The organism is Methylobacterium sp. E-065, assembly GCF_022829605.1.
Classification (GTDB): domain Bacteria; phylum Pseudomonadota; class Alphaproteobacteria; order Rhizobiales; family Beijerinckiaceae; genus Methylobacterium.
On record NZ_JAKSYD010000128.1, the window covers coordinates 98622 to 121630 of the forward strand.

Here is a 23009-nt window from a genome sequence, read left to right on the forward strand (position 1 = left end):
GCATGAGGGCCGGCCGGCGGTGCGGCCGCGCCCCCTCGGCAAGCCGTATGCCAATCGGGGCGGCGGAAGGCGCCGGAGCGTGCTTTCGGTGCACCGGATGGACGGGAAGCGCACAACCCCGGCCGGAAACCCTTGCATCCGGAGCGTGTTTTCGGACCATGCGTCTTCGGGTCTCGGAGGCGGCTTTGGGCGGAGACGATCGGGACGGGCAGGGGACCGGCGGGCCGGAGGGCGCATCCGCGCTGCCGGCACCGTGGGAATTCGTGCTGCCGGAGGAGCCCGCCACCGAGGATCTCGGTCTGTTCCTGTCGGAGCTCCTGCTCCCGGGGGACGTCGTGGCGCTCTCCGGGGGCCTGGGCGGCGGCAAGACCACGCTGGCGCGGGCGATCATCCGGGAACTCACCGGCGATCCGCGCCTGGAGGTGCCGAGCCCGACCTTCACGCTGATCCAGCCCTACACCGCCCGGGACGGGCGGCCGATCATCCACGCCGACCTCTACCGCCTGCGCGACGCCGACGAGCTGGTGGAACTCGGCTTCGACGAGATGGCCGACGAGGCCATCACCCTGGTCGAGTGGCCCGAGCGGATGCCGCCCCGCGACGGGCCGGTGCTCACCATCGACCTGTCCCTGCGGGCGGAATTCGGCCCCGGGGCGCGGCTCGCCCGGATCGACGGCTCGGGGGGCATGCGCGCCCGCCTCGACCGGGCCCGGGCGGTGCGGCGCCTCCTCGACCGCAGCGGCTGGGACATCGCCGAGCGCGTGCTGATGCAGGGCGACGCCTCGTCCCGTGCCTACGAGCGCCTGACCAAGCCCGACGGCACCAGCGCGGTGCTGATGATCGCGCCGCCCCGGCCCGACGGTCCGCCGGTGCGCGACGGCAAGCCCTACAGCGCGATCGTGCATCTGGCCGAGAGCGTCCACGCCTTCGTGGCCCTCGACCGGGGCCTGCGGGCGCTGGGCTTCTCGGCGCCGAAGATCTACGGCGAGGATCTCGCCGAGGGCCTGCTGATCCTGGAGGATCTCGGCAGCGAGCCGGTGGTCGAGGCCGGCACGCCGCGGCCCGAGCGCTACGCCGAGGCGGTGCGGCTGCTGGCCAGGCTCCACGCCACCCCGCTGCCCGCGGCCCTGCCGGTGGTGGAGGGGATCGACCACGTCCTGCCGCCCTACGATACCGACGCGCTGCTGTTCGAAACGGAGCTGATGCCCGACTGGTACGCCCCGGCGATCCGGGACGTCACCCTGTCGGCGCAGGCACGCGCGGACTTCGTGGATCTGTGGCGGGCCGCGCTCCAGGGGGCGATCCCCGACCGGCCGACCTGGACTTTGCGCGACTATCACTCGCCCAACCTGATCTGGCTGCCGGAGCGCGACGGGCTGGAGCGGGTCGGGCTGATCGACTTCCAGGACGCCGTGATGGGCCACCCGGCCTACGACGTCGCCTCGCTGCTGCAGGATGCCCGGGTCGATGCCAGCGCCGAGTTCGAGCTGCGGCTGCTCGGCCTCTACGCGCGGGAGCGGCGCGGCCGGGACCCGGCCTTCGATGTCGGCGCCTTCGCGACCGCCTACGCGCTGCTCGCCGCGCAGCGCGCCACCAAGATCCTCGGCATCTTCGCGCGCCTCGACCGGCGCGACGGCAAGCCCGGCTATCTCGCCCACCTGCCGCGGATCGAGGGCTATCTCACCCGCAACCTCGCCCATCCGGCGCTCGCCGGGCTGCGGGCGTGGCACGCGGAGCACCTTCCGGGCCTCGTCGCCCCCGCCCCCGAACCCTGACCATCGGATCCCTTCCGCATGAGCGAGCTCGAGCCAGCCGTCAGCCGCGCCTTCGTCCTGGCCGCGGGCCTGGGCAAGCGCATGCGGCCGGTGACCGCCACGGTGCCCAAACCCCTGGTGGAAGTGGCCGGCAGGGCGCTCCTCGACCACGCCCTCGACCGGGTCGCGGAGGCCGGGATCGGCACGGCCGTGGTGAACGTCCACTATCTCGCCGACCTGATCGAGGGCCATCTCGCCCGCCGGGCCGAGGGACCGAGCGCAGGCCCGGCCACGATCGTCTCGGACGAGCGCGCGGCGCTCCTGGAGACCGGCGGGGGCATCCGCAAGGCGCTGCCGCTCCTCGGGGAGGCGCCGTTCGCGGTTCTGAACTCGGATTCGTTCTGGCTGGAGGGGCCGGCCTCCAACCTGCGCCGACTGATCGAGACCTGGGACGCGCAGCGCATGGACGGGCTGCTTCTGGTCGCCCCCACCACCACCAGCCTCGGCTACGAGGGTGCGGGCGACTTCGTGATGGCCGCGGACGGGCGCCTGGAGCGCCGCGGCGAGCGCGTCGTGGCGCCCTTCATCTACGCGGGGGTGGCGATCCTGAGGCCGGGGCTGTTCGTCGACACGCCCGCGGGCGCGTTCTCGCTGAACCTGCTGTTCGACCGGGCGATCGCGGCGGGGCGGCTGTTCGGCATGCGCCTCGACGGCCAGTGGTTGCATGTCGGCACGCCGGACGCGATCCGGGCCGCGGAGGAGCGGGTGAAGGCGAGCGCCCGGGTTCTTTGAGGACCGCAGGACCCGTTGTTGCAAACTCGTCGTCCGGACCGTCTTGCCAAGCCCGATTGGAGCCTCTAGAAGCCCCTTCACACCGGCGGGCCAAGACCCCGCCGCCGTGTCAGGCGCCCGTAGCTCAGCTGGATAGAGCACCAGACTACGAATCTGGGGGTCAGAGGTTCGAATCCTTTCGGGCGCGCCATTTCTACATTTCTCAACTTGAACCTGTTCAAGCAGAACGCTGCCGGCGCGGCTGACAGGGCCGGTATGCGGGTCGGCATCGACGTTCTCTGATGTGACTCGCGTCGTGTTCGACCTCATCGTTCAGAGCTTGCATCCAGCACGAGAACACGCTGGACCGGGTGCCAGCGGTGGTCGTGTCGCGTCACCGTCAGCGTAGTGTCGGTCGGCCGCGTCGGTCACGGGGTGCGCGACGGCTGTACACGGCCAAGGCTAGGCTCGCAGGACGAACATTCCGGGCCCTCATCCCTGGGCGGGAGCACCTGCGAATCCGTGGATGCTGCCGGCGCGCGGGCGACCGCTGCCTGTCTTGACCCTGGCCACGCAAGCCCCGCCCGCACTGGTGCGACGCATCCGAGCCGCCGTTGTGGACCAGCCGGTGGCGCGGCCATGCTTGCGATGACGCGCCTGCGTCGCATGATGTCGATTATGGATTGTATATTCTTCTACATTGAAGTCGGGCCAACGGTTCAATACACCTTTGGGTAGTGCGTCTGGGTGGGATCGCATGCGCCATGGATCGTGGAGGGGCATTCCTTGCCGGAGACTGCGCCTGAACGGATCGCCCCCTATCCGCCGCCGCGTGAGCGCATGATCAGACGCATCGCCGAAGCGCTGGGCCGGCCGGAGACCGTGTTCCGCTGTGAGGGCGCATCGGGATCCGAGTTCGCCGATCAGGGTGAGCTGTTGCGGATCTGGGAGAGTCTGACCGACCACGCGGACCGCCAGAGGATCCTGGCCTTTGCGCGCGGGGTGGCGTCGGAGCGCTCCGGCGTGATCCGCCCATGATCTTCGTGACGAATGCGCAGGGACGGGCGACCTTTATCAGCCCGGAATGGACCGACTTTACCAGACAGTCCCTGGAGGACGCCGTGGGGTTCGGCTGGGCTCGGGTCGTGCATCCGGAGGATCGCGACATCGCCCGCAGAACCGTCGAGTCCGCCATTCAGGCGCAGAGCGCCTTCAACCTGCGCTACCGGATGCTTGCGCCCGATGGCCGGGCCATGTGGGTCGCCGCCGGGGCGGTACCGTCCTTCGGCCCGCCGAACCGGACCTTCCTGGGCTTCCTCGGATCGATCACACCGATGGCCGAAGATCCCGCCGCGGAGATGATGGCCTCCGGTTCGCTCGGGAGTTTCGTGCCGCCTCCGGTGCATCCGGCGCCGCCGCCGAGTTCCATGCTGGAGGCCATGGCGGATCATCTCCTCATGGCTCACACCCTCGTCGAGCCCGCATCCGCGGGGCGTCTGCGCCCCCTCATCGAGCGGTTGCTGCACGAGGTCGGAATCGAGCTCGCGCGTGCCGAGCTGGCGGGGCCGGCCCAGGCCGCCTTTCACTGACGCGACGGAGCGAGCCGAGGCCGCGTAACCCGGATCGTTACGGAGTGAGGGTGCAGGTCGAAACCGGCCGTATCCGGGCCGTGGCCAGCGCGCGGTCATCGGCACACAGCGTATCGGGTCGTTGAGGCGGCAGCGGCACCCGGCGACGGTCGCCACCGGTCTGATTCTCCGCCAGCCTGAGGAAGCCAGCCCCCGGACCCGCACGCTTCAACCGATACGCGGCGGCCTCACGCCTCTCGGCCGCAAGCCGGGCATCGTGTCTCCGCTGGGCCCGGAGGAGCGCCAGGCGTCTGTGTTGGCGTAGGACGCGCAAGCGCGCGGTCCGGGCGTAGCGCCGCGCCCGTGCGGTCAGGCGTACAGGAGTGGGGTCCGAGCGCACGCTACGTCCGCGGGTCGCGTCATGCGTCGGCAGGTCGGCGCTGTGGAGTGAAACCGGCCGCAGGGTGGGGCGTGCGGGCGCGGCCTCCGGGACGGAGGCCGCCGCGACCGCCTCACGCGGCGCCCGCACGGGCAACGGGTTGGACCGGACGATGTCCAGCGCCGGTGGCGGCGCGCCGCATCCCCGGCAGATGGAGGCGGAGATGCGCCGCCACGTCTGCGCGTCCCGATCGACGAGGTCCCTGAGCCGGGCTTGGTCGCTCACCACCGGCCAGCTCCCGCCCCGTGTGTCGCCGGGCATCTCGGTCAGGGACGCGGCCTGAGCGGCGTCGCCCGCGATCAGACTGATGGCCATGATCGCGCGTACGAGACGACGCATCCACCCTCGCTTTACAGGTTGCACAGAGGTCGCAGGAACGCAGCGGGGCTGTTACGGCGCAGCGCGCGATATGGTTCCACGCCGCGTGGCCGCCCAAAACCTCCGGTCGGGGAGTCAGGAGGACGATCGCGTGGCCAAGCTGAACTGGATCGGCTCCCTGACGCGCCGGAAACGGGCCCGCACGAATGCGCGGGCGGATCGGGTGCTGTGTGGCCGGGTGAGGTGCCGTGCGAGGGGGCTGTCGCGAAGGGCGGCCGCTCGGATCCGCGCGCGGCCGCGCTGACGTGTCGGCAGATCCGCCTGCTGGGCGCCGACATCCGGCAGACTGGCCGCGGACGGCGCATCGATATCGACCGGCAGGACGCTCGAGCGCTTGGCCGTCTCGCGGGGCAGATCGGCCCAACGCCGCGGACCGGGCGACAGCTCATCGCGATCGGCAGCGGATACTGCGGATGATACGCGCGTGACCGCGCTGACGGTACGGGGCTCGGCTGGATCGGACCCGCGCGTCGGCAGGAGGGCGACATAGACCCCTGCCCAGAGCGCCACGCCGGCAAGGACGGAACCGGCAAGGGCAACGTGATGGGTCATGGCGCCAGCAACGGCCGGCCCGATCTTATGGTTCCTGCCGAGATACGCCGTCGCGGCCGTCCCCGCCGACATCACGGCGCGTGGCGGTCCGATCTGCCGGCTGCGGGTCTCGCACGGAGGCACGCCAGGGGCCTGCTGGCGCGCTGATGTCCGAAGAAGGTCCTCCGGGGCCGTACCCACTCGCGGTTGAACGGGAGGGGCTACCGGACGTGAGCCGGGCGCCTATGTCGCTGACAAAGGAGCGTTTCGACCCATGATCATGATCATCATCTGCTTCCTCGCGCCGTGGCTTGCGATGTTCCTGCGCGGGAAGGTGCTTCAGGGCATTCTCTGCATCATCCTACACGTGACGATCATCGGGTGGATCCCGGCGACGATCTGGGCGCTCGTCGTCACGCGGCGGGAAACTGCCTGACACGCGCTCCGCCGAGGCGTGCGCCGCCTCGGCATCGCGGTGAACCGAAGATGTGGGGCCGCGCGGTTCGGTCCGGCCCTGTCGGAGGCGCCACGGCGCCGTCGTGGACGGCCTGATTCAGTAGGGGCTGTGGTGCGGACGGCCGATCGGCAGGGCCGCGACCGAGATCAGGAAGGGACAGTCCGGCTCCGTCGATCCGATGTTCGACAAGGGACGCGTCGTGAGATCGACGCGATGACCGCCGGTCCGGCGGCTGAGGCGCTGAACCGCAATACTGAGGGTCTCTTCGTAGGCGGCCTCGTCCGTATCGCCCGCAGGCATGTCGGCACACAATTGGGCGAAGGCGGTACGAAGATCGAAGTCGGCCATGGATTCATCCACCTGAAGTGCTCAGGCCAGGGAACGGGGACGTGGTTAACAGCGCGTTAACCCGGGCCCAGGATCGCGTGACGATACGGGCCTCGGCTCAGGTCGATGTCCGCGGGCGTGAGGGTCGAGAACCGCCCGCCGGCGGGGGACGGTCCGCGACCGATCCGCAAAGGGATTTCTTAACGGTCCGTCCGCATGCTTGGCGGCTCGATGTTGTCATGAGCGTCCCTCGGGCGCCGGAGCCTTCGACGCCATGGCCCTGCTCAGTGCGATCTGCTTGCTCTCAGGCGTGACATTGGCCGGCATGGCGCCGCAACGCTCGGTCCGACAGGCGACGTTCGAAGGCGCAGGCGGCGGCCTGATCATGCTCGGCCTCGTCATCATCGGCGCGGGGCTACCCCTGTTCCGATAGCAACCGGGCGCCGACAGCGCGTCCTGTCCGAAGGATGGGTCGGTGTGGCTTGCCCTGACGTGGCTCCCAACCGACCCGCAGGGTGCGCCGGCACAAAGACCTGGTCAGAAACAGAGATGGCGAGCCGGGTTCGATTGTCCTTGGACAGGGTCAACGACCGTCGCTTGCGGACGGGGTAGAAAGCGCGACCGATCCTACTCCCGTGCGAGCTTGCGGATTTTCAGAACGTCGTCGGATAGGGCTGGTCGGCAACGCGCATTACCCTCCCCCTCTGCGGAGGAGGTTGGCCCTTGCCTGAACAGGGCCACGCCGCCGGTGGTCACAATCCGATCAAACAGCCAAGCGCCCCGCGCCTCGGTGCGGATGTCGCCGCCCCAAGCCGATCCATGCCAAAGACTCCCGCACAGGGCAAAGGCCGACAACCCGAACCGATCGAATCGGATCGGTGTAGCCCGTAGCTCGCACGGGGGAGGGAGACCGGCGCGGGGCGCGGCGCGTCTCATTTCACCACCAGCCAATCCTCGACCACGAGGGCGTCGAGGCCGGTGGTGTAGAACATCAGGATCGCGTCCTCCGCACTGTGGAGGATCGGTTTGCCCATGATGTTGAAGCTGGTGTTGAGCAGGATCGGCACGTCCGTGATTGCGGCGAAGGCCGTGATCAGAGCGGCGTAGGCCGGGTTGCGCGCGGCCGTGACGCTCTGGAGCCGGCCGGTGCCGTCTGCGTGCACCACCGCCGGCACGCGGGCGCGGACCGCCTCCCGCCAGACCAGGGTGCGCTCCATATAGGGGCTGTCGGCGTAATCCTCGAACCAGTCCGGCCCGGCCTCGGCCAGGATCGAGGGGGCGAAGGGCCGGAACGCTTCGCGGTACTTCACCTTGGCGTTGAGCGCGTCCTTGGCGCCCTCCGGCCGCGGATCCGCGAGGATCGAGCGGTTGCCGAGCGACCGGGGCCCGAACTCGGCCCGGCCCTGTACCCAGCCGACGAGGCCGCCCTCCGCCAGGATCCGGGCCGCGGCCTGCGTCGCCGCCGCGTGGCCGACGCGCCGGGCGCGGGGCTCCTGCTCGGCCAGGCGCTCCATCGAGGCGGTGGAGACGGAGCAGCCGAGGTATGGAGTGAGCGGGCGCTGCTCGCGCGGCGGCCCGGCCCAGTCCGGATGATCCTCCGCGTAGGCGAGCCACGCGGCCCCGACCGCGTTGCCGTCGTCGGCCGGCGCCGAGGGAACGTGCAGCCGCCGGAACCCGGACCGGCCGAGCACACGGCCGTTGTAGGACGAGTTCAGCCCGCAGCCGCCGGCGATCACGAGGTTTTCGGACGGTGCCAGTGCCTGGGCCTCGGCCACCAGCGCGTCCATGAGCGTGCCAAACAGATCCTGGCCGCAGCGGGCGAGATCGGCCCAGCCGTTCTCCAGGGCATCCGCCGGGCGACGCGCGCGGACCTCCTCGGCGACGGCCCGGATCGTCTCGGCGGCGGCATAGCGCAGGCGACCGTCCTCGACCGTGCAGAGGCGGGCGAGCAGGGCGGCCAGCTCCGAATCACGCTGGCCGTAGGGGGCGAGCCCCATGATCTTCCACTCCTCGCCCTTCACTTGATCGAAGCCGGCGAGATCGGTGATCAGCCCGTAGAGGAAGCCCAGCGACCCGCGCCCGCGATGGCGGCGCAACTCGGTGATCCGGCCCTCCTCCATCCGGTAGATCGCGGCTGCGCCGGTTTCGCCCATGCCGTCGACCACCAGGGCGGTGGCTTCAGTGAACGGACTGCTCCAGAGACCGTAGGCGGCGTGGCAGAGGTGGTGCGGGTAGCGCCGCTGCCCGGCGATGGTTGCCCGGGGCGCCGCGGCGGTGACCCGCGCCTCCTGGTTCAGCGCCAGCAGGGTGCCGTGGCCGGCCCGCTCCTGCGCGCCGTGGAGATCGGCGATGAACACCCGCTCGGCCTGCTCGGGGACGAAGGAGCGGTTGAGCGCGGTGGTGTGGGCGGCGAGCGCCATCAGGTCGAAGGCGCCGGCGCCGGCTTGGCCCCGCAGGAAGTCGCTGAATTGCGTGCCCCACGTGGAGGCGATCACGAGTTCCGAGCCCGGCGGCACGTGCTCCTTGAGCAGTGAGGCCATCCGGGCCGGGGCGTCCGGCTCGCAGTTCGGCGCGCGCTTGTACTGGAGGAAGCGCTCCGCGGCCTCGGCGAAGAGCAGGGTGCCGTCGGGCCCGACCAGCGCGAGTGCGGGATCGTGAAAGGTGGTGGCGAGGCCGAGATAGAAGCGCATGCCAGCAGGGGGTAGCGCATTTCTGCCCGGGCCGCGAAGCCGGGGCCGCGCGGACGGGTTCAGGCCGCGGCGGCGCGGGGCCGGGCGAGGAGGAGGATCGCCGCGCCCATGAGCCCCGACAGCGCGGAGCCCGCGAGCACGCCGAGCTTCACGGCGGTCTCGTGCTGCGGGTCCGCGAAGGCGAGGCCGCCGATGAACAGGCTCATGGTGAAGCCGATGCCGCACAGCACGGCGACGCCGTAGACCTGCCCCCACCCCGCGCCGGCCGGGCGCTGCCCGAGCCCGAGCGCGACGGCGAGCCGCAGGCTCGCGAACACGCCGGCCTGCTTGCCCAGGAACAGGCCGGCCGCAATGCCGAGCGTCACGGGCTGGAGCAGCGCGTCGCCGGTCAGGCCGGTCAGGTTCACGCCCGCATTGGCGAAGCCGAAGATCGGCACCACGAGATAGGTGATCCAGGGCGCCAGCGCGTGCTCCAGCCGGTGCAGCGGCGACTCCGCATCCTCGGGGCGACCCGGGCTGACCCGGATCGGGATGGTGAGCGCCAGGAGCACGCCCGCGATCGTCGCGTGGATCCCGGAGCGCAGCACGAGGACCCAGAGCAGGAGGCCGAGCAGCAGATAGGCGGGAAGCCACGATACGCCGGCTCGGTTGAGTCCGTAGAGGCCGGCGACCACGAGGGCGGCCAGTCCCAGCATCGTGAGGTCGAGGCCGGAACTGTAGAACAGTGCGATCACCAGCACGGCGCCGAGATCGTCGATGATCGCCACTGCGCTGAGGAAGATCTTCAGGGAGACCGGCGCCCGCGACCCGAGGAGTGCCAGGACACCGAGCGCGAAGGCGATGTCGGTGGCCGCTGGGATCGCCCAGCCCCGCAGGGTGTCACTGCTGAGGTTGGCGAGCGCGTAGAATCCGGCCGGCACCGCCATGCCGCCGAGTGCCGCGAAGCCGGGCAGCATCCGGTCCGGCCAGGTGCGCAGCCGTCCGTCCAGCGCCTCGCGCTTGATCTCCAAGCCGACCAGCAGGAAGAACCCGGCCATCAGCCCGTCGTTGATCCAGTGCTGGACGCTCATCGGCCCGAGGGCGGTGTGGAGTGCGTGTGCGTAGGTCTCGGCGAAGGGCCCGTTGGCGACGACGAGGGCGAGCGCCGCCGCGCCCATCAGGATCAGCCCACCCGCCGCCTCGCTGGCCAGCAGCGCACGGATGGCCGAGAGGGGGCGCGGGCCGCGCCTCGGCGGGGCACGGTGGGGTGCGGGCGATGTCATCGCGACAGGGCTTGCCGCGCATCGGGGGCGCGGGCAAGGGACCGGGGCTCAGAGTCTCTACGACGTCCGCCCCAGAGTCGCGCGGATCAGCGCCAGCCCATCCGGACTCGACCACGCCGCCGGCCCCTTCATCACCCCGAGGGTGCAGCCCTGCGCGTCGATCAGCATCGTGGTCGGCAGGCCGGGGGATTGGGTGTCGCGCTGGATCGCCGGCAGGACGCGACCGCCGGGATCGGCATAGAAGGCGAGGTCGTGGATGCCAGCCTGCTTCAGCCATTCCGGCGGCTTCTCCAGGTTGCGGGTGTCGACGTTGATGGCGACGACCTGGAAATCCGGCCCGCCGAGTTGCGCCTGGAGCCGGTCGAGCGCCGGCATCTCGGCCTTGCAGGGGGCGCACCAGGTCGCCCAGAGATTGACCAGCAGCAGCCGGCCCTTCAGGTCGGCGAGCCCGGTCTCGGTGCCGTCCGGCCCCTTGAACCGGATCTCGGGGGCGGGCCGGGCCTGCGGCAGGGCCTGCATGGCGGCGACCTCGCCCTTCGCGGCGGCGTCGACCCGGGCGAGTGCCGGCTTGGCGGCGGCGCAGGGCTGGAGCGCCCCGCCCGTGTTGCCGGGCAGGAGACCGCTCCCGTATAGGGCGATCCCGAGGACGGCGAGCGCGGCGACGCCTGCGCCGGCCAGGATGGGTGTGCGGCTGGGCATCAGCTTTGCCTGCCGGGACGTTCAGGGCGCGGAAGGATCGACATGAGCAACCGGATGTGGGGCGGCCGCTTCGCGAGCGGCCCGGCGGAGATCATGGAGGAGATCAACGCCTCCATCGGATTCGACAAGCGCCTCGCGCCCCAGGATATCCGCGGCTCGCTGGCGCATGTGGCGATGCTGGGCCAGGCCGGCATCCTTCCCGCCGACGATGTGGCCGCGATCGAGGCCGGGCTCAAGTCCGTGCGCGACGAGATCGAGGCCGGGACCTTCGTGTTCAAGCGCGAGCTCGAAGACATCCACATGTCGGTGGAGAGCCGGTTGACCGAGATCGTCGGCATGGCTGCCGGGCGCCTGCATACGGCGCGCTCGCGCAACGATCAGGTCGCCACCGATATGAAGCTCTGGGTGCGCGACACCCTCGATTCCCTCGACCAGCAGGCCGCCGACCTGCAGCGCGCCCTGGCCGAGAAGGCGCTGACGCACGCCGAGACCGTGATGCCGGGCTTCACCCATCTGCAATCGGCCCAGCCGGTGACCTTCGGCCACCATTGCCTCGCCTATGTCGAGATGCTGGCCCGCGACCGGGGGCGGTTCCGCGACGCCCGGGCACGGCTCAACGAGTGCCCGCTCGGTGCCGCCGCGCTCGCCGGCACCTCCTTCCCGATCGACCGGCACGCCACCGCGTCGGCGCTCGGCTTCGACCGGCCGACCGCCAACTCCCTCGATTCGGTGGCCGACCGCGACTTTGCCCTGGAATCGCTCGCCGCCGCCTCGATCTGCGCCGTGCACCTGTCGCGCTTTGCCGAGGAGCTGGTGGTCTGGACTTCGGCGCAGTTCAACTTCGTGCGGCTGTCGGACGGCTACACGACCGGCTCGTCGATCATGCCGCAGAAGCGCAACCCCGACGCCGCCGAGTTGGTGCGGGCCAAGTCCGGCCGGATCATCGGCGCGCTGACCGGCCTGCTCGTCGTCATGAAGGGGCTGCCGCTCGCCTATTCGAAGGACATGCAGGAGGACAAGGAGGGCACGTTCGACGCGCTCCAGGCGCTGTCCCTGTGCCTCGCCGCTATGACCGGCATGGTGAAGGACCTCGAGCCCAACGCCGCGGTGCTCAGCCAAGCCGCCGGCTCGGGCTACGCCACTGCCACCGACCTCGCCGACTGGCTGGTGCGCGAACTCGGCCTGCCGTTCCGGCAGGCCCACCACGTCACCGGCCGCCTCGTCGGCGTCGCCTCGGCCAAGGGCGTCGGGCTGGAGGAACTCTCGCTGCTCGAGATGCAGGAGGCCGAGCCGCGCATCACCGAGGCGGTTTACGCGGTGCTGGGTGTCGGGAATTCCGTGGCGAGCCGCACCAGCTACGGCGGCACCGCGCCCGACAACGTGCGCAGGCAGGCCCAGGGCTGGATCGAACGGCTCGGCTGATCGGATCCGGGCGCCCTGTGTAGGACGCCCCCTGGTTACGGCGGCCGGTCGATGGCACGGTTCGCCCACGACCTTGTGTGTTCACAGCGCGGGGACCGCGATTCGGGGTCGAATTCGGTACCCGGTCTGATTCGTCAGGCCGGGCGATCCCGCACGTGAACGCCTCCGCGGCCTCGGTCCGCGCTCCCAAGGTCCCTCGCCATGTCCGTGAAGCACGCGACGCTGCACCTCGTGTGCGGCAAGATCGCCGCTGGAAAATCGACGCTCACCGCTCGCCTGGGGCAGGAACCCGACACCGTCGTGATCGCAGAAAATCACTGGCTCGCCCGGCTCTATCCCGGCGCGTAGACCTGTCTCGTCGACTACGCCCGCAACGTGGCGCGGCTGCGTGACGCCATGGGGCCGCATATCGTGTCCCTGCTGCGCCTCGGGATCTCGGTCGTGCTGGACTTTCCGGCCAACACCGTCGCCAGCCGGGCGTGGATGCGGACCCTGTTCGAGGCGGCCGGTGTCGCGCACCAGCTCCACGTCCTCAATGTACCCGTTTCTGTCTGCAAGGCCCGCCTGCGCCGGCGGAACGCCGAGGGCACGCACGACTTCGCGGTGACGGAGGCGGATTTCGATCTGTTCAGCCGCTATTTCGTCCCACCCGCGCCGGAGGAAGGCTTCGATCTCGTCATTCACCGGCCGTGAGAGGCGACCGGTCGAGGGGCGCTTGCGGAATGCAGGGACAGTCCCAAAGGCCAGACCGGAATCGGCGCGTCCGGCTCCGTCTGGCCTGCCCGGCTCGGCCGCCTGCTGATCAACGCCGCCATCGCGTGCAGCCAGTCCACGGCTTCTTCAAACAGCCTATGGGCCTCGATCAGGATGTCCTCATCGCCCGGGCTGCCCGATCCACGCGGAGAAGCGCTGTCGGGTGCGGTTCCGGAATCCACCGGCTGCCGGATCTCGCCGTCGGCCTTCTGCGACGCTGCCGTGTCCGGTGCCCCGGTTTCCGATGCGTCCTGCGTCACCTCGGCGGCGGCCGAGGCCGCCTTTCCAACCAGGGATCCCGCGTCGATCGCGTCTCCGGCCCGGGATGGGGCGTTCATCCGGGCGGCGGCCTTGGCCAGGGCGGGCGATACGACATCCGGCTGCGCCTCCGCGACGGCGTAATCCTGGGCGGCCTCGGCGATCACGCGGGCAAGCACGGCCAGATCCCGGGCAATCTGGCGGGCCGCCTTCCGGTCGCCGGAGGCCGCTGCCGCCCTGGCCTCCGCCTTGAGCCGCGCGAGCTTCCGCTCCGCCTCCTGTAGCGTATGGGCCGCCATGGCGTGCGCTCCTGGCGGAGCCGGGGCCATGGATGCGAGCAGGCTCTCCATCTCGGCCCGCCGCGCGCGGCGCAGGGCTTCCAGGGTAGGGTCGGTGCGGGCGTCGTCCCGCGCCCGGCGCTCGACGGGAGCCGGGTCCCTCACCGCCGTCGCGGAACGCAGGACCGGCAGCACTCTGTTCACGGCTCCGACCATGACGGCTCCACCGCCCGTGGGAGCGGCCCTGTGTTGAATGACGGACTCATACGATGCGGCAAAGAAATGGTCCCGCATCGACGCCGGATTTGCAAGTCAAGTAATCCGGATGGCGAGATAAGTTTGCGTCATTTGGAAATAGGATACGTGTTTTTTGGCGAGGTTCTGAGTCTCTTGAACCATAAGATTCCATCTAGGGCAAATTATAGTTCCAGGTGAAAGCTAGATCTCTGAGATATCCGGAAGTCTCTTCACGTGGTCCACAAATTCATGATGACAAAAACCCGGTGGGGAGGACTGGCCCCGGCTCACGCCCGGGCGGCGTGAGCGCCATCCCGCTTACCCACAGGCGGCGAAGAAAATTGTGCGGCGCAACCATCAGCCAGGCCGTGCGTTCACCATCTGGCTAAGTCCGACCCGCTACAAGCTTTGCCGTGTGGAACGGAGTGCGCAGGATGCCTGTCGAGAGTTGGCTGCAGCCGGAAGAGGTGTCGGATCTGGCGGCACGGGCGACGGCGATGATCGATGCCGCCCTGACCGGTTCCGGCCTGACCCGGGAGGTCTACTGGGCCGCCGTGCGCAAGGGCTACAACACCCCCTACAACGATCCGCCCCGCAAGCAGGCCGTCCCGGCGCAACCGAACGCCGTTCCGATGGCCATCGGTGAACCGGTTGCGGCCGCAGCGGTGGTGATCGCCGCGCAGGCCGTGGAGGCACGCGCGATCTGATGCGGATGGCGCTCTCTCGCCATCTTGCAGACGTTTTACGCAAGCTTCACTAATCCTGAACCCCGGTTCGGCCCTCGAAAGGGCCGCCCGCCGTCAGGAAGTGAAGATGGTCCGCGCTCCACGTCTGCTCCCGCTCGGAGCTCTCGTCCTGCTCTCATCCGGTCTCGTCACCGGTGTCTTCGGAGGTCTGCTCGGCGCCCCGGGCTTGTCTGCCACGGTCGCGTGGGCGCAGGACGCCGCGGTCGATACCAGTGGCGACGATGCGGCCCCGGCCCAGCGTGGGCGTCGGCGCGGCCGCCAGCGGCCGGCGGCCCGGGCCGAGAGGAGGGCGGTGACCCCCCCCGGCATGCAGCAGGCCACACCGGTTGCGATCTTCGGCGACTGGAACGTGTTCGTGAACGGCGACGGCCGCACCAAGCTCTGCTACGCGATCGCGCAGCCGCAGGCCCGCTCGCCCAGGACCCTGAAGCGCGATACCGCCTACCTGTTCGTCAGCGTGCGCAAGGGCGAGAACGTCCAGAACGAGGTGGCGGTGATGCTGGGCTTCCCGTCGAAGCCCGCGGCCTCCCAGGTCAAACCCGGCTCGGCCGCCACCCCCACGGACCCGAGCCTCAACCTCGGCAGCAGCCGCTACGGCCTCGTGGTGAAGGACGGGAACGCATGGCTGCAAAACCCGGCCGAGGAGGCCCGGGTCGTCTCCGAGATGAGCACCCGCAACCCGAAGCTCATCATCAAGACCACGTCGATGCGCGGTAATCCCACGAGCGACGAGTACGCGCTCGGCGGCTTCGCCGAAGCCATGAAGCGCACCCGCGAGGAATGCGGGCGGTAGCGCGCTCCGACCGGACGATCCACCCTCCGCCGAAGCGTGTCGGCTGCTTCGGCGGAGGGGTGTTGCGATGCACCGATCAAGCGCGGCGGAGTTGGGCCCGCTCCTGCCCGGCGCCGGGGTGAGCCCGGGGGCGCACGCGCTCCCGGGCCGCGCGGGTCGCCTGCTCGGCGGTCCGGAAGAGGGTGCCGTCGAGCCCATCGAAATCACGGGCGGATGAGAAGAACCGGACCCCGCGCCCTTCGGGCACGGCGATCCCGGCGGTGATCTCACCGATCTCGATCACCCGCGGCGGCCCGGCCGGACCGGGCAACGGAATGGTGGCCGGATCGGCCGCCTTCAGGCCCTCTCCGGGCGTGTGTTCTGCAAAGAGACTGTGCATGGCACTTGGAACTCCCTGGGCCGGCGTGAAGCCATGCCGGATCGCGATGACTGCTGGATGATGGTCGGCGCGCTAGCGTCGACAGCGCCGGTGTCGGGCGCGGCAGCAAGGCACGTTCGGGAGCGTAGGGTGGTCGACCGGGGGTCTCTTCGACATCGGATGTCCTCCAGACTGAAGGACCGCGCGGCACACAGGCCGTCGCAGTGCTTTAGCGTTTGATGACGCGGCGCAAGCTACGCTTCTCAAATCACCGCGACCGACGCGGGAGCGAATCCGCATCGGCACCACCCAAGATGGCGATGCGCGACGGACCGTCAACGGAATCGATTTCCGTTTTGGGAGCTGCGCCTGGGAGGGAAGCGGCCCCGGTTCCGCTCCCTGGAGACGAGACCCTTCAGGCCTCCGCGATCACCGCGGCAAGATCGGAAAAATCTGAGAAGATCCGGGTGGCGCCGGCCTGCACGAGGTCCGCTCCGGCGGGGTCGTGGACCCAATGGCCGCCGCCTGTGAAGCCGGCGAGCCGCATGCCGGCGCTTCGGGCGGCCGTGACGCCGGGCACGCTGTCCTCGATGACCAGACACGCCTCGGGCGGGACCTCCATCCGGTCGGCAGCGAACAGGAACAGGTCCGGGAAGGGCTTGCCCCGCGGCACCTGCGCCGAGGAGAACACGTGCGCGCCGAACAACGGCAGCAGCCCGGTCAGCGTCAGGGAATGGCGCAGCCGGACCGGATCGCTGCTGGAGGCCACGCAGCGCGGCAGGCCGAGGGCCGCCACCGCTCCGGCAACGCCGCGCATCGCCCGCAATTCGGAATCGAACAGCGCGAGGGTCTCGGCCTTGACCGCGTCGACGAAGCCCTCGGGCGCCGTGACCCCATAGTCCCGGGCGATATGCGCCATGATCGAGGGCATGGAGGTGCCGGTGAAGCGCGCCCGCACGGTGGCGAGGTCGATCGGCACGCCGATCCGGTTGAGTCCGGCCGTGAGGCAGGCGAGGCTGAGGGGCTCGCTATCGACCAGGACGCCGTCGCAATCGAAGATCACGAGGCCGAGGGAGAGTGACGTCGCGCGTGCGTCCAAGGCCGACCGTTCCCGCACGGCCCGCCGCCGCCCGCTGCCTGTGACACGGGCGCCCCGGACCGGCAACCGGACGCGCCGGTGGTTGCAACCGGCGGCCCAGCCCCATACTCCCGGGACGGGCGCCAGCCGGGCGCGCAAGGCTTCGAAGACGTCCGCGATGTTCCGCTTCCTGGTCCGCGTCCTGGGCTTCCTGCTGATGGCCGGCGGCTTCGTCGCGCTGGTCTATGACGGCGCCCGCTCCATCGCCAATAACGGCCTGCGGGTGACGCCGCTCTCCGAGGTGATCGCCGCCCTGTTCAAGGACCGGGCCGGCGCCCTGCAGGGCAGCGTCGAGGGGGCGGCGCCCTGGCTCTGGCACGTGCTGGGCCTGCCGCTCACCCTGGCGCCGGCCTCGCTGATCGGGCTTGGTCTCGGCGCGGTCCTGCTCTGGCTCGGCCAGCCGGGCCGCGAGCCGATCGGCTTCCTCACGAAGCCCTGAGCCGCGACGCCGGATCCCGCTGGGCTCGATCAGCGGGCGTGTCGCGCCCTGGCCTCATTCACCTTCCAGCCGTGCGATCCCGGCGGTCAGCGCGTTGACCCGCGCGGCGAAGAAGCTGACGACCGTGCCGCCGGCATCCCGCACCGGCTCGACGACGCGGGAGTCGTAGCAGGTCGAGCCGGATGTCCTCCGGCTGCCGGATGCTTTCTCCGAAGCGGATACCTCCCCATATCGAGCGGAACCAGAGACCGGAAGGCAACCCGATGTTCCTGTTCCGCAAGCGCCCCGAGATGCCGAACCCCGCCGAGGCCCTGCCGGGGCGCCCGACACCGTTGCGGACGGCCGAGACCCACTTCGTCAACGGCAACCCGCTCAAAGGGCCTTATCCCCCGGGCATCGAGACGATCGTCCTCGGGCTCGGCTGCTTCTGGGGCGCCGAGCGTCGGTTCTGGCAATTGCCCGAGGGGGTGTTCGCGACGGCCGTGGGCTACGTCGGCGGCTATACCCCGAACCCGACCTACGAGGAGGTCTGCACCGGCCAGACCGGCCACAACGAGGTCGTGCTGGTCGCCTTCGACCCGGCTTTGCTGCCGCTGGAATCGGTGCTGCGGATCTTCTTCGAGAGCCACGATCCGACCCAGGGTCTGCGCCAGGGCAACGATGTCGGCACCCAGTACCGTTCCGGCATCTACACGAACGGCCCCGCCCAGGAGGCGACCGCCCGGGCGGTGCGCGCAGCCTATGCCGAGGCGCTGCGGCAGCGCGGCTTCCCGGACGTGACCACCGAGATCAAGCCGCTGGAACACTTCTACTTCGCAGAAGGCTACCACCAGCAGTACCTCGCCAAGAACCCGGGCGGCTATTGCGGCCTCGGCGGCACCGGCGTCAGCTGCCCGGTGGGGACCGGCGTCGCCGCCTGATTCTTTTCAGGACGTGCCGCCGGGTGCTCCTTACGGGCTCCCGCCGGGCTTGGGCGGCATGCCCGGCGAGGCGGGGGCGGGAGCGTTGCCCACGAGCGGAGGCGTGCTGTTCGGGCTGCGCAGCACGATCAGCACGCTGCCCAGGACCGAGAGGGCGATGGCGGTGGCGAAGATGAGGAAGAGCCAGCGGGGCATTCCGGGGCGTTAGCACATCGCGCCGGATCGTGAACTCCCCCCGATCGTCTCACGGTGCCTTCAACACCGCCCGGCACGCGTTCGGGAGCGCCGCCATGGTCATGGCGGGCTTGGGCTTCGGCGGCACCTTCGGGGGCTTCGGGTGCAACACCGCGTCCGAGAACCAGTAGCCGAGGTCTTCGCAGCCGTCGCCGCTCGAGGGGGCGCCCTGCGGCTGGCAATCCTCCTGGTCGGCCGGGCAGGCGAGCCGGATATGGTAGTGGTAATTGTGCCCGTACATCGGGCGTACCTTGGACATCCAGCGGCTGCCCGCGGCGTCACGGCACAGGGCCTTCTTGATCGCCGCGTTGACGAAGATGCGCTCCACCTCCGGCTGCTCGGCGGTGAGCTTGATCAATTGCAGGTGCGTCGGCGTCCAGACGCGCGGGTCGATGTCGAGCCGGTCGGGCCGGACCATGTCGGTGGCGGAGGTCTCCTCGCGCTCCGCCCGGCTCATGCGGTGATCGGGCATGGGCGTCAGCCAGACGTCGGCGTCGATGCCGATCTGGTGCGAGGCGTGGCCGGTGATCATCGGACCGCCCCGGGGCTGGGCCATGTCGCCGACGAGCAGCCCCGGCCAGCCGACCCGGGCGGCCTTCTGCGACAGGCGCTCGACGAAATCGACGAGATGCGGCGTGCCCCACATCCGGTTGCGGGACGGGCGCATGACCTGCCAGTTCGACCCGTCGAGCGGCAGCGCCTCGCCGCCCGCGAAGCAGCCCTTCGCGTAGAACCCATAGATGTGGGCTGGTCCCGCGGTGGCCTTCGTCACGCGCCCGAACAGCGCCTTGGCGGGCGTCGAGGGCGCGTCCGGATGTTCCAGCGGCGGCAGGGGTCTCGGGGCGACGCTGCCGCGATCCTGGGCCTGTGCGGTGGCCGGCAGGAGCAGGGCGGCGAGCGCGAGGCTCGGGGCGAAGGACGAGGCGAGGCGCGGCATCGGCATGCGGTGATGGTCGTCCGTCTGGGAGCGCGGGTGCGGGTGCGTGCCGGAACGTGGCCCACGCCCAGGGCGTTTTTCGGGCAACGCGCGACCTAGCGGGAGGCGCCCACGCTGGCGACCGGTCCGCTTGCCCCGCGGGAACCCCGCCGCCTGATCGCCAGCGACCGGGTCATCGGCACCGATGTGCGCCGGCCCGACGGGAGCCGGGTCGGCCGGATCGAGCGGCTGATGCTCGACAAGATGTCCGGCCGGGTCGCCTACGCGGTGATGAGCTTCGGCGGCTTCCTGGGGCTTGGCGAAGATTTTTACACGTTGCCCTGGTCGGTGCTCCGGTTCGAGCTCCTGCAGGACGCCTACGTGCTCGACCTCACGGAAGAGCAGTGGCGCGCCGCCCCGGCTCGCTCCCCCGAGGGCACCGATCCGGCCGAGGACGGCGCCTGGGAGGAGCAGATCCACCGCTACTACGACGCGGTACCCTGCTGGGGGATCTAGGTGCCCTTGCTATGGAGGTTGTCCATCCGAGGGTGTCGAGCGCGGCTGTGGTTGCGAAACTATCGCGTACCGCGGTCCCGGAATTCTAACCGAGGACTTCCCCCGGGCGGCTTCGGACGGCCGCGACGTCGGACCCGATATCGTTCAGCGCGCAGCGGACCTGTTCCAGGGCGGAGGTCACGAGCTCGGCCGTGTGAGATCCGGCGCAGTCCCGCGCCCGAAGGCCGCGCCCGTCGCATAGATACGGCATCATCTGGCTGTGAAGCGTCGCATAGGCGCCGGGGTTGGACAGCTCGTAGACGACCGCAAGAGCGTGGTAGGCCCGAACCAAGATCTCCAGCGCGACATCCGCCCGGCTCGCGGCCTGTTCCCAATCATCGCTATCCATGCTGCGCTTTAAATTTTATTGCTGTCCAATCGACAGTTAACATGCCCCGTTAAGACTGTCGACGTTCTAAGCTATTGTTATTGCGGCGCTTCGGGGTGTGGGAACGTTTATTGGGGGCTTATGGCTCGACTGCAACACATGTAGATATCGGCTGGCGATATCAAGTCATCATCTGATTGCGCCCGTGTCGGGAAGGCCGAATCATTGTCGCGATCTTGTTTTCCGCCTCGGCCAGCACGCTGTTCACAAGATGAGTCGCATTCTCGACGGTTCCGGCAGACAGGGTTCCGCTCCGGCTCGATTCCTGAGCGATCCGGAAATTGTCCTCGACGAACGCACGGATCTTCCGCTGGACATCGACGAACTCGCCCGGGTGGGCGGTTTCGTAGAGAAGTGCCATGGCCAAGTAAGCACGGCCGACCATATCGAGTGCCAGATCCGCGCTCGTCTCGGAACTCACGATCTCGGTCGAGGCCACGGTGGACAATCCCTGTCGATTACATCCGGCAGGCTAACAGAACGCGAAGGCGTTGCAATCGGCCAAGTTGTTCCGCAGGCCGTTTCCCCTGAGACATCTTGGACCGGCGGATCGGGCTCTGATTCCGTCAAGTTTCCCCCAGCCGGAAACCCCGGATCCATGCCGGGCCGGTCACGGGTTTCTACCGGGTGATTGCAACCGGCGGCGATCCCCGGCGGCCGTACCACCGCAGCCCTCCGGAGGATCTTCGGTCGCGCCGAGCCGGTATCCGGTCCGGCCGCGGGTCGGGCGGCGCACGCGCGTCTGCGTAATCGAGCCTGTCAGAATCCCGACGCTTTCAAGGAGTCGTGGACGGATCGGCCCCCTCGGCTGTGGTCTCGCGCGGCCAAGCCGATTATCGACACCCGCAAAGGGGACGGCCTCGCCCGGCCCGCAGGATCCGGCCGCGTGCCGGAAGCCCAGGAGAGTCATGATCGTGCCCGACAGCACCCCGCGCCCCGTGATGCTCGTGATCCTCGACGGCTGGGGCCTCCGCGACGAGATCGCCGACAACGCTGTCCACCAGGCCCGGACGCCGGTCTTCGACGGGCTGATGCGGGAACGCCCCCAGGCACGGCTGCGGACCTTCGGTGCGGATGTCGGGCTCCCCAGAGGTCAGATGGGCAATTCCGAGGTCGGCCACCTCAATATTGGCGCGGGCCGGGTGGTCCTGCAGGATCTGCCGCGGATCGACACGGCCATCGCGGACGGGTCGCTGGCCCGCAATCCTGCCCTGACCCGGTTCATCGAGGCCCTGCGCGCCACGGGCGGCACCTGCCACCTGATGGGGCTGCTGTCGCCGGGCGGCGTCCACGCGCACCAAGACCACGCGGTGGCGCTGGCGCGCGTGCTGGTCGAGGCCGGCATCCCGGTCCGGCTCCACGGCTTCACCGATGGGCGCGACATGCCGCCCCGCTCCGCCGCCACCTGCGTCGCCGCCGTCGAGAAGGCGCTGCCGCAGGGCGCACGCATCGCCACCCTGTGCGGCCGCTATTTCGCCATGGACCGCGACCGGCGCTGGGAGCGGCTCACGATCGCCTACGACGCCCTGATCGAGGGGCGCGGGACCCGCTTCCCCCGGGCCGGGCAGGCGGTGGCCGCCGCCTACGCGCAGGACGTCTCGGACGAGTTCATGAAGCCCGCCATCATCGGCGACTATGCCGGCATGCGGGACGGCGACGGCCTGCTGAGCTTCAACTTCCGCGCGGACCGGACCCGGCAGATCCTCGACGCGCTCCTCGACCCGGACTTTTCCGGCTTTCCCCGCTCCCGGACAATCCGCTTCGCCGCTGCCCTGGGCATCGTCCAGTACAGCGTCGAGCTCGACGCCTTCGCCGACACCCTGTTCGGCACCCTCGACCTGCCGAACGGGCTGGGCGAGACCGTGGCCCGGGCCGGGCGCACGCAGTTGCGCATGGCCGAGACCGAGAAGTACCCGCACGTCACCTACTTCATGAATGGCGGCCGCGAGGCGCCGTTCGAGGGCCAGGACGCGATTCTGGTGCCCTCGCCGAAGGTTGCGACCTACGATCTGCAACCGGAGATGTCGGCGCCGGAACTCACCGACCGCGCCGTCGCGGCGATCGGCTCCGGGCGCTACGACCTGATCATCCTGAATTTCGCCAATCCCGACATGGTCGGCCATACCGGCAGCCTCGCCGCCGCCGTCAAGGCGGTGGAGACGGTCGATGCCTGCCTCGGTCGCGTGGTCGAGGCGGTGACCGCGCAGGGCGGGGCTTTGCTGGTCACCGCCGACCACGGAAATTGCGAGACGATGCGCGATCCGGAGACCGGCGAGCCCCACACCGCCCACACGCTCAACCCGGTCCCGGTGGCTTTGGTCGGCGTCGATGGGGTGTCGCTGGCCGATGGCCGGCTTGCCGACGTGGCGCCGACGCTCCTCGACCTGATGGGCCTCGCACAGCCCCCCGAGATGACCGGCACGTCCCTGATCCGCCGGGCGGGCTGATGGTCCGGCATGGCGGCTGCACTGCTCAGGCCGTCATGCCTCAGGCTATTGCCATATGTCCCGCCGTGGGACCGGTTTGTATTAGCGCGGGGCTGGGTTGGCCTGTGACTGTGCGGGATCCGCGCGCGCTACCGTCTCTCGCGGCGAGTTTGCGAAATCCCATTTTGCCCAACGCGCCAACGCTGGGCGCATCTCTCCCCCTCGCCCCACTTGCGGGGAGAGGGCTTCCTGCCCCCTTGTTGGGGCAGGAA

26 protein-coding genes, 1 tRNA gene and 1 pseudogene are annotated in these 23009 nt (G+C 69.9%); 15 read left to right on the forward strand and 13 right to left on the reverse strand.

The annotated features are described in order from the left end of the window. The first annotated feature begins 158 nt into the window (after positions 1–158). From tsaE to MKK84_RS17955, 5 genes are all read left to right on the forward strand, one after another. The gene (tsaE, locus tag MKK84_RS17935) at positions 159–1775 is read left to right on the forward strand and encodes a tRNA (adenosine(37)-N6)-threonylcarbamoyltransferase complex ATPase subunit type 1 TsaE (protein WP_243922062.1); all 1617 of its coding nucleotides are present in this window, start codon (positions 159–161) and stop codon (positions 1773–1775) included. An 18-nt stretch (positions 1776–1793) separates the two neighbouring features. Then, positions 1794–2546 (forward strand): nucleotidyltransferase family protein, encoded by a 753-nt coding sequence (locus MKK84_RS17940; RefSeq protein WP_243922064.1) that lies wholly within the window; start codon positions 1794–1796, stop codon positions 2544–2546. A gap of 113 nt (positions 2547–2659) precedes the next feature. Then, positions 2660–2736 (forward strand) — tRNA-Arg (locus tag MKK84_RS17945). 575 nt (positions 2737–3311) lie between these two features. After that, positions 3312–3563 carry a hypothetical protein gene (locus MKK84_RS17950; protein WP_243922065.1) on the forward strand — a complete coding sequence of 84 codons (252 nt, stop codon included), beginning with the start codon at positions 3312–3314 and terminating at the stop codon, positions 3561–3563. Beyond that, complete coding sequence (locus MKK84_RS17955; RefSeq protein WP_243922066.1) at positions 3560–4114, forward strand: PAS domain-containing protein; 555 nt, start codon at positions 3560–3562, stop codon at positions 4112–4114. The genes MKK84_RS17950 and MKK84_RS17955 overlap by 4 nt, the downstream gene beginning before the upstream one ends. A gap of 37 nt (positions 4115–4151) precedes the next feature. Here the strand turns inward: MKK84_RS17955 and MKK84_RS17960 are convergent, their stop codons facing one another. Both MKK84_RS17960 and MKK84_RS17965 read right to left on the reverse strand, forming a co-directional pair. Then, on the reverse strand, positions 4152–4871 hold the full coding sequence (locus MKK84_RS17960) for a hypothetical protein (protein WP_243922068.1): 720 nt from the start codon (positions 4869–4871) through the stop codon (positions 4152–4154). Positions 4872–4985: 114 nt separating this feature from the next. Next, on the reverse strand, positions 4986–5462 hold the full coding sequence (locus MKK84_RS17965) for a hypothetical protein (protein WP_243922070.1): 477 nt from the start codon (positions 5460–5462) through the stop codon (positions 4986–4988). 253 nt (positions 5463–5715) lie between these two features. Between MKK84_RS17965 and MKK84_RS17970 the strand changes: the two genes are divergently transcribed. Continuing rightward, positions 5716–5877, forward strand: a complete 162-nt coding sequence (locus MKK84_RS17970; RefSeq protein WP_243922072.1) for a YqaE/Pmp3 family membrane protein — start codon at positions 5716–5718, stop codon at positions 5875–5877. 117 nt (positions 5878–5994) lie between these two features. On the opposite strand, the gene MKK84_RS17975 is transcribed toward MKK84_RS17970, so the two are convergent. After that, complete coding sequence (locus MKK84_RS17975) at positions 5995–6246, reverse strand: hypothetical protein (RefSeq protein WP_243922074.1); 252 nt, start codon at positions 6244–6246, stop codon at positions 5995–5997. Between the two features lie 253 nt (positions 6247–6499). Here MKK84_RS17975 and MKK84_RS17980 point away from each other — a divergent pair, with 253 nt between their 5' ends. After that, positions 6500–6658 (forward strand): hypothetical protein, encoded by a 159-nt coding sequence (locus MKK84_RS17980; RefSeq protein WP_243922076.1) that lies wholly within the window; start codon positions 6500–6502, stop codon positions 6656–6658. A 499-nt stretch (positions 6659–7157) separates the two neighbouring features. Here the strand turns inward: MKK84_RS17980 and MKK84_RS17985 are convergent, their stop codons facing one another. Genes MKK84_RS17985 through tlpA form a run of 3 tightly spaced genes read right to left on the reverse strand, consistent with a single transcriptional unit; the run spans position 7158 to position 10876 of the window. Next, complete coding sequence (locus MKK84_RS17985; protein WP_243922078.1) at positions 7158–8915, reverse strand: carbamoyltransferase; 1758 nt, start codon at positions 8913–8915, stop codon at positions 7158–7160. A gap of 59 nt (positions 8916–8974) precedes the next feature. Beyond that, the gene (gene nhaA, locus MKK84_RS17990; RefSeq protein WP_243922080.1) at positions 8975–10177 is read right to left on the reverse strand and encodes a Na+/H+ antiporter NhaA; all 1203 of its coding nucleotides are present in this window, start codon (positions 10175–10177) and stop codon (positions 8975–8977) included. 57 nt (positions 10178–10234) lie between these two features. Further along, positions 10235–10876 (reverse strand): thiol:disulfide interchange protein TlpA, encoded by a 642-nt coding sequence (gene tlpA / locus MKK84_RS17995; RefSeq protein ID WP_243922082.1) that lies wholly within the window; start codon positions 10874–10876, stop codon positions 10235–10237. 42 nt (positions 10877–10918) lie between these two features. On the opposite strand from tlpA, the gene argH reads away from it, so the two are divergent. Both argH and MKK84_RS18005 read left to right on the forward strand, forming a co-directional pair. Then, positions 10919–12298: an argininosuccinate lyase gene (gene argH, locus MKK84_RS18000; RefSeq protein WP_243922084.1), complete on the forward strand. Its 1380-nt coding sequence runs from the start codon at positions 10919–10921 to the stop codon at positions 12296–12298. A gap of 201 nt (positions 12299–12499) precedes the next feature. Beyond that, positions 12500–12991, forward strand: a pseudogene (locus MKK84_RS18005) (AAA family ATPase). Here the strand turns inward: MKK84_RS18005 and MKK84_RS18010 are convergent. Further along, positions 12979–13803 carry a hypothetical protein gene (locus tag MKK84_RS18010; protein WP_243922085.1) on the reverse strand — a complete coding sequence of 275 codons (825 nt, stop codon included), beginning with the start codon at positions 13801–13803 and terminating at the stop codon, positions 12979–12981. The pseudogene MKK84_RS18005 and the gene MKK84_RS18010 overlap by 13 nt on opposite strands. 455 nt (positions 13804–14258) lie before the next feature. Between MKK84_RS18010 and MKK84_RS18015 the strand changes: the two genes are divergently transcribed. Both MKK84_RS18015 and MKK84_RS18020 read left to right on the forward strand, forming a co-directional pair. Beyond that, a complete protein-coding gene (locus MKK84_RS18015) occupies positions 14259–14531 on the forward strand; it encodes a hypothetical protein (protein ID WP_243922087.1) in 273 nt (90 codons plus the stop codon). Between the two features lie 106 nt (positions 14532–14637). Continuing rightward, positions 14638–15363, forward strand: coding sequence for an invasion associated locus b family protein (locus MKK84_RS18020; protein WP_243922088.1), 726 nt, complete (start codon positions 14638–14640; stop codon positions 15361–15363). Between the two features lie 76 nt (positions 15364–15439). Here the strand turns inward: MKK84_RS18020 and MKK84_RS18025 are convergent, their stop codons facing one another. Both MKK84_RS18025 and MKK84_RS18030 read right to left on the reverse strand, forming a co-directional pair. Continuing rightward, the gene (locus tag MKK84_RS18025; RefSeq protein ID WP_243922090.1) at positions 15440–15742 is read right to left on the reverse strand and encodes a hypothetical protein; all 303 of its coding nucleotides are present in this window, start codon (positions 15740–15742) and stop codon (positions 15440–15442) included. A 394-nt stretch (positions 15743–16136) separates the two neighbouring features. Further along, positions 16137–16820 carry an HAD family hydrolase gene (locus tag MKK84_RS18030; protein WP_243922092.1) on the reverse strand — a complete coding sequence of 228 codons (684 nt, stop codon included), beginning with the start codon at positions 16818–16820 and terminating at the stop codon, positions 16137–16139. Positions 16821–16977: 157 nt separating this feature from the next. On the opposite strand from MKK84_RS18030, the gene MKK84_RS18035 reads away from it, so the two are divergent. Further along, entirely contained in the window at positions 16978–17298 is a 321-nt protein-coding gene (locus MKK84_RS18035) for a PetM family of cytochrome b6f complex subunit 7 (protein WP_161392694.1), read from the forward strand. A gap of 263 nt (positions 17299–17561) precedes the next feature. Beyond that, positions 17562–18218, forward strand: a complete 657-nt coding sequence (gene msrA / locus MKK84_RS18040) for a peptide-methionine (S)-S-oxide reductase MsrA (protein ID WP_243922094.1) — start codon at positions 17562–17564, stop codon at positions 18216–18218. 30 nt (positions 18219–18248) lie between these two features. Here the strand turns inward: msrA and MKK84_RS18045 are convergent, their stop codons facing one another. Both MKK84_RS18045 and mepA read right to left on the reverse strand, forming a co-directional pair. Continuing rightward, positions 18249–18413, reverse strand: coding sequence for a hypothetical protein (locus MKK84_RS18045; RefSeq protein WP_243922096.1), 165 nt, complete (start codon positions 18411–18413; stop codon positions 18249–18251). A 49-nt stretch (positions 18414–18462) separates the two neighbouring features. Further along, complete coding sequence (gene mepA / locus MKK84_RS18050) at positions 18463–19395, reverse strand: penicillin-insensitive murein endopeptidase (protein WP_243922098.1); 933 nt, start codon at positions 19393–19395, stop codon at positions 18463–18465. Positions 19396–19503: 108 nt separating this feature from the next. Here mepA and MKK84_RS18055 point away from each other — a divergent pair, with 108 nt between their 5' ends. Further along, positions 19504–19884, forward strand: coding sequence for a PRC-barrel domain-containing protein (locus MKK84_RS18055; RefSeq protein ID WP_243922212.1), 381 nt, complete (start codon positions 19504–19506; stop codon positions 19882–19884). A gap of 85 nt (positions 19885–19969) precedes the next feature. On the opposite strand, the gene MKK84_RS18060 is transcribed toward MKK84_RS18055, so the two are convergent. Both MKK84_RS18060 and MKK84_RS18065 read right to left on the reverse strand, forming a co-directional pair. Next, complete coding sequence (locus MKK84_RS18060) at positions 19970–20272, reverse strand: hypothetical protein (RefSeq protein ID WP_243922100.1); 303 nt, start codon at positions 20270–20272, stop codon at positions 19970–19972. 160 nt (positions 20273–20432) lie between these two features. After that, a complete protein-coding gene (locus MKK84_RS18065; RefSeq protein ID WP_243922101.1) occupies positions 20433–20750 on the reverse strand; it encodes a hypothetical protein in 318 nt (105 codons plus the stop codon). A 469-nt stretch (positions 20751–21219) separates the two neighbouring features. On the opposite strand from MKK84_RS18065, the gene gpmI reads away from it, so the two are divergent. Beyond that, complete coding sequence (gene gpmI, locus MKK84_RS18070) at positions 21220–22758, forward strand: 2,3-bisphosphoglycerate-independent phosphoglycerate mutase (RefSeq protein ID WP_409566522.1); 1539 nt, start codon at positions 21220–21222, stop codon at positions 22756–22758. Positions 22759–23009: the final 251 nt, after the last annotated feature.

What these genes read in the sequence shown, in the direction of transcription:
- MKK84_RS17965 (WP_243922070.1), bottom strand. Translation starts at nt 5,462, where the DNA reads ATGACCCATCACGTTGCCCTTGCCGGTTCCGTCCTTGCCGGCGTGGCG.
- tlpA (WP_243922082.1), bottom strand. Translation starts at nt 10,876, where the DNA reads ATGCCCAGCCGCACACCCATCCTGGCCGGCGCAGGCGTCGCCGCGCTC.
- MKK84_RS17955 (WP_243922066.1), top strand. Translation starts at nt 3,560, where the DNA reads ATGATCTTCGTGACGAATGCGCAGGGACGGGCGACCTTTATCAGCCCG.
- gpmI (WP_409566522.1), top strand. Translation starts at nt 21,220, where the DNA reads ATGATCGTGCCCGACAGCACCCCGCGCCCCGTGATGCTCGTGATCCTC.
- tsaE (WP_243922062.1), top strand. Translation starts at nt 159, where the DNA reads ATGCGTCTTCGGGTCTCGGAGGCGGCTTTGGGCGGAGACGATCGGGAC.
- MKK84_RS18025 (WP_243922090.1), bottom strand. Translation starts at nt 15,742, where the DNA reads ATGCACAGTCTCTTTGCAGAACACACGCCCGGAGAGGGCCTGAAGGCG.
- MKK84_RS18015 (WP_243922087.1), top strand. Translation starts at nt 14,259, where the DNA reads ATGCCTGTCGAGAGTTGGCTGCAGCCGGAAGAGGTGTCGGATCTGGCG.
- MKK84_RS18060 (WP_243922100.1), bottom strand. Translation starts at nt 20,272, where the DNA reads ATGGATAGCGATGATTGGGAACAGGCCGCGAGCCGGGCGGATGTCGCG.
- MKK84_RS17960 (WP_243922068.1), bottom strand. Translation starts at nt 4,871, where the DNA reads ATGCGTCGTCTCGTACGCGCGATCATGGCCATCAGTCTGATCGCGGGC.
- MKK84_RS18035 (WP_161392694.1), top strand. Translation starts at nt 16,978, where the DNA reads ATGTTCCGCTTCCTGGTCCGCGTCCTGGGCTTCCTGCTGATGGCCGGC.
- MKK84_RS17940 (WP_243922064.1), top strand. Translation starts at nt 1,794, where the DNA reads ATGAGCGAGCTCGAGCCAGCCGTCAGCCGCGCCTTCGTCCTGGCCGCG.
- argH (WP_243922084.1), top strand. Translation starts at nt 10,919, where the DNA reads ATGAGCAACCGGATGTGGGGCGGCCGCTTCGCGAGCGGCCCGGCGGAG.
- MKK84_RS18010 (WP_243922085.1), bottom strand. Translation starts at nt 13,803, where the DNA reads ATGGTCGGAGCCGTGAACAGAGTGCTGCCGGTCCTGCGTTCCGCGACG.
- MKK84_RS18020 (WP_243922088.1), top strand. Translation starts at nt 14,638, where the DNA reads ATGGTCCGCGCTCCACGTCTGCTCCCGCTCGGAGCTCTCGTCCTGCTC.
- MKK84_RS17985 (WP_243922078.1), bottom strand. Translation starts at nt 8,915, where the DNA reads ATGCGCTTCTATCTCGGCCTCGCCACCACCTTTCACGATCCCGCACTC.
- MKK84_RS17980 (WP_243922076.1), top strand. Translation starts at nt 6,500, where the DNA reads ATGGCCCTGCTCAGTGCGATCTGCTTGCTCTCAGGCGTGACATTGGCC.
- MKK84_RS18045 (WP_243922096.1), bottom strand. Translation starts at nt 18,413, where the DNA reads ATGCCCCGCTGGCTCTTCCTCATCTTCGCCACCGCCATCGCCCTCTCG.
- MKK84_RS17975 (WP_243922074.1), bottom strand. Translation starts at nt 6,246, where the DNA reads ATGGCCGACTTCGATCTTCGTACCGCCTTCGCCCAATTGTGTGCCGAC.
- MKK84_RS17970 (WP_243922072.1), top strand. Translation starts at nt 5,716, where the DNA reads ATGATCATGATCATCATCTGCTTCCTCGCGCCGTGGCTTGCGATGTTC.
- nhaA (WP_243922080.1), bottom strand. Translation starts at nt 10,177, where the DNA reads ATGACATCGCCCGCACCCCACCGTGCCCCGCCGAGGCGCGGCCCGCGC.
- msrA (WP_243922094.1), top strand. Translation starts at nt 17,562, where the DNA reads ATGTTCCTGTTCCGCAAGCGCCCCGAGATGCCGAACCCCGCCGAGGCC.
- mepA (WP_243922098.1), bottom strand. Translation starts at nt 19,395, where the DNA reads ATGCCGATGCCGCGCCTCGCCTCGTCCTTCGCCCCGAGCCTCGCGCTC.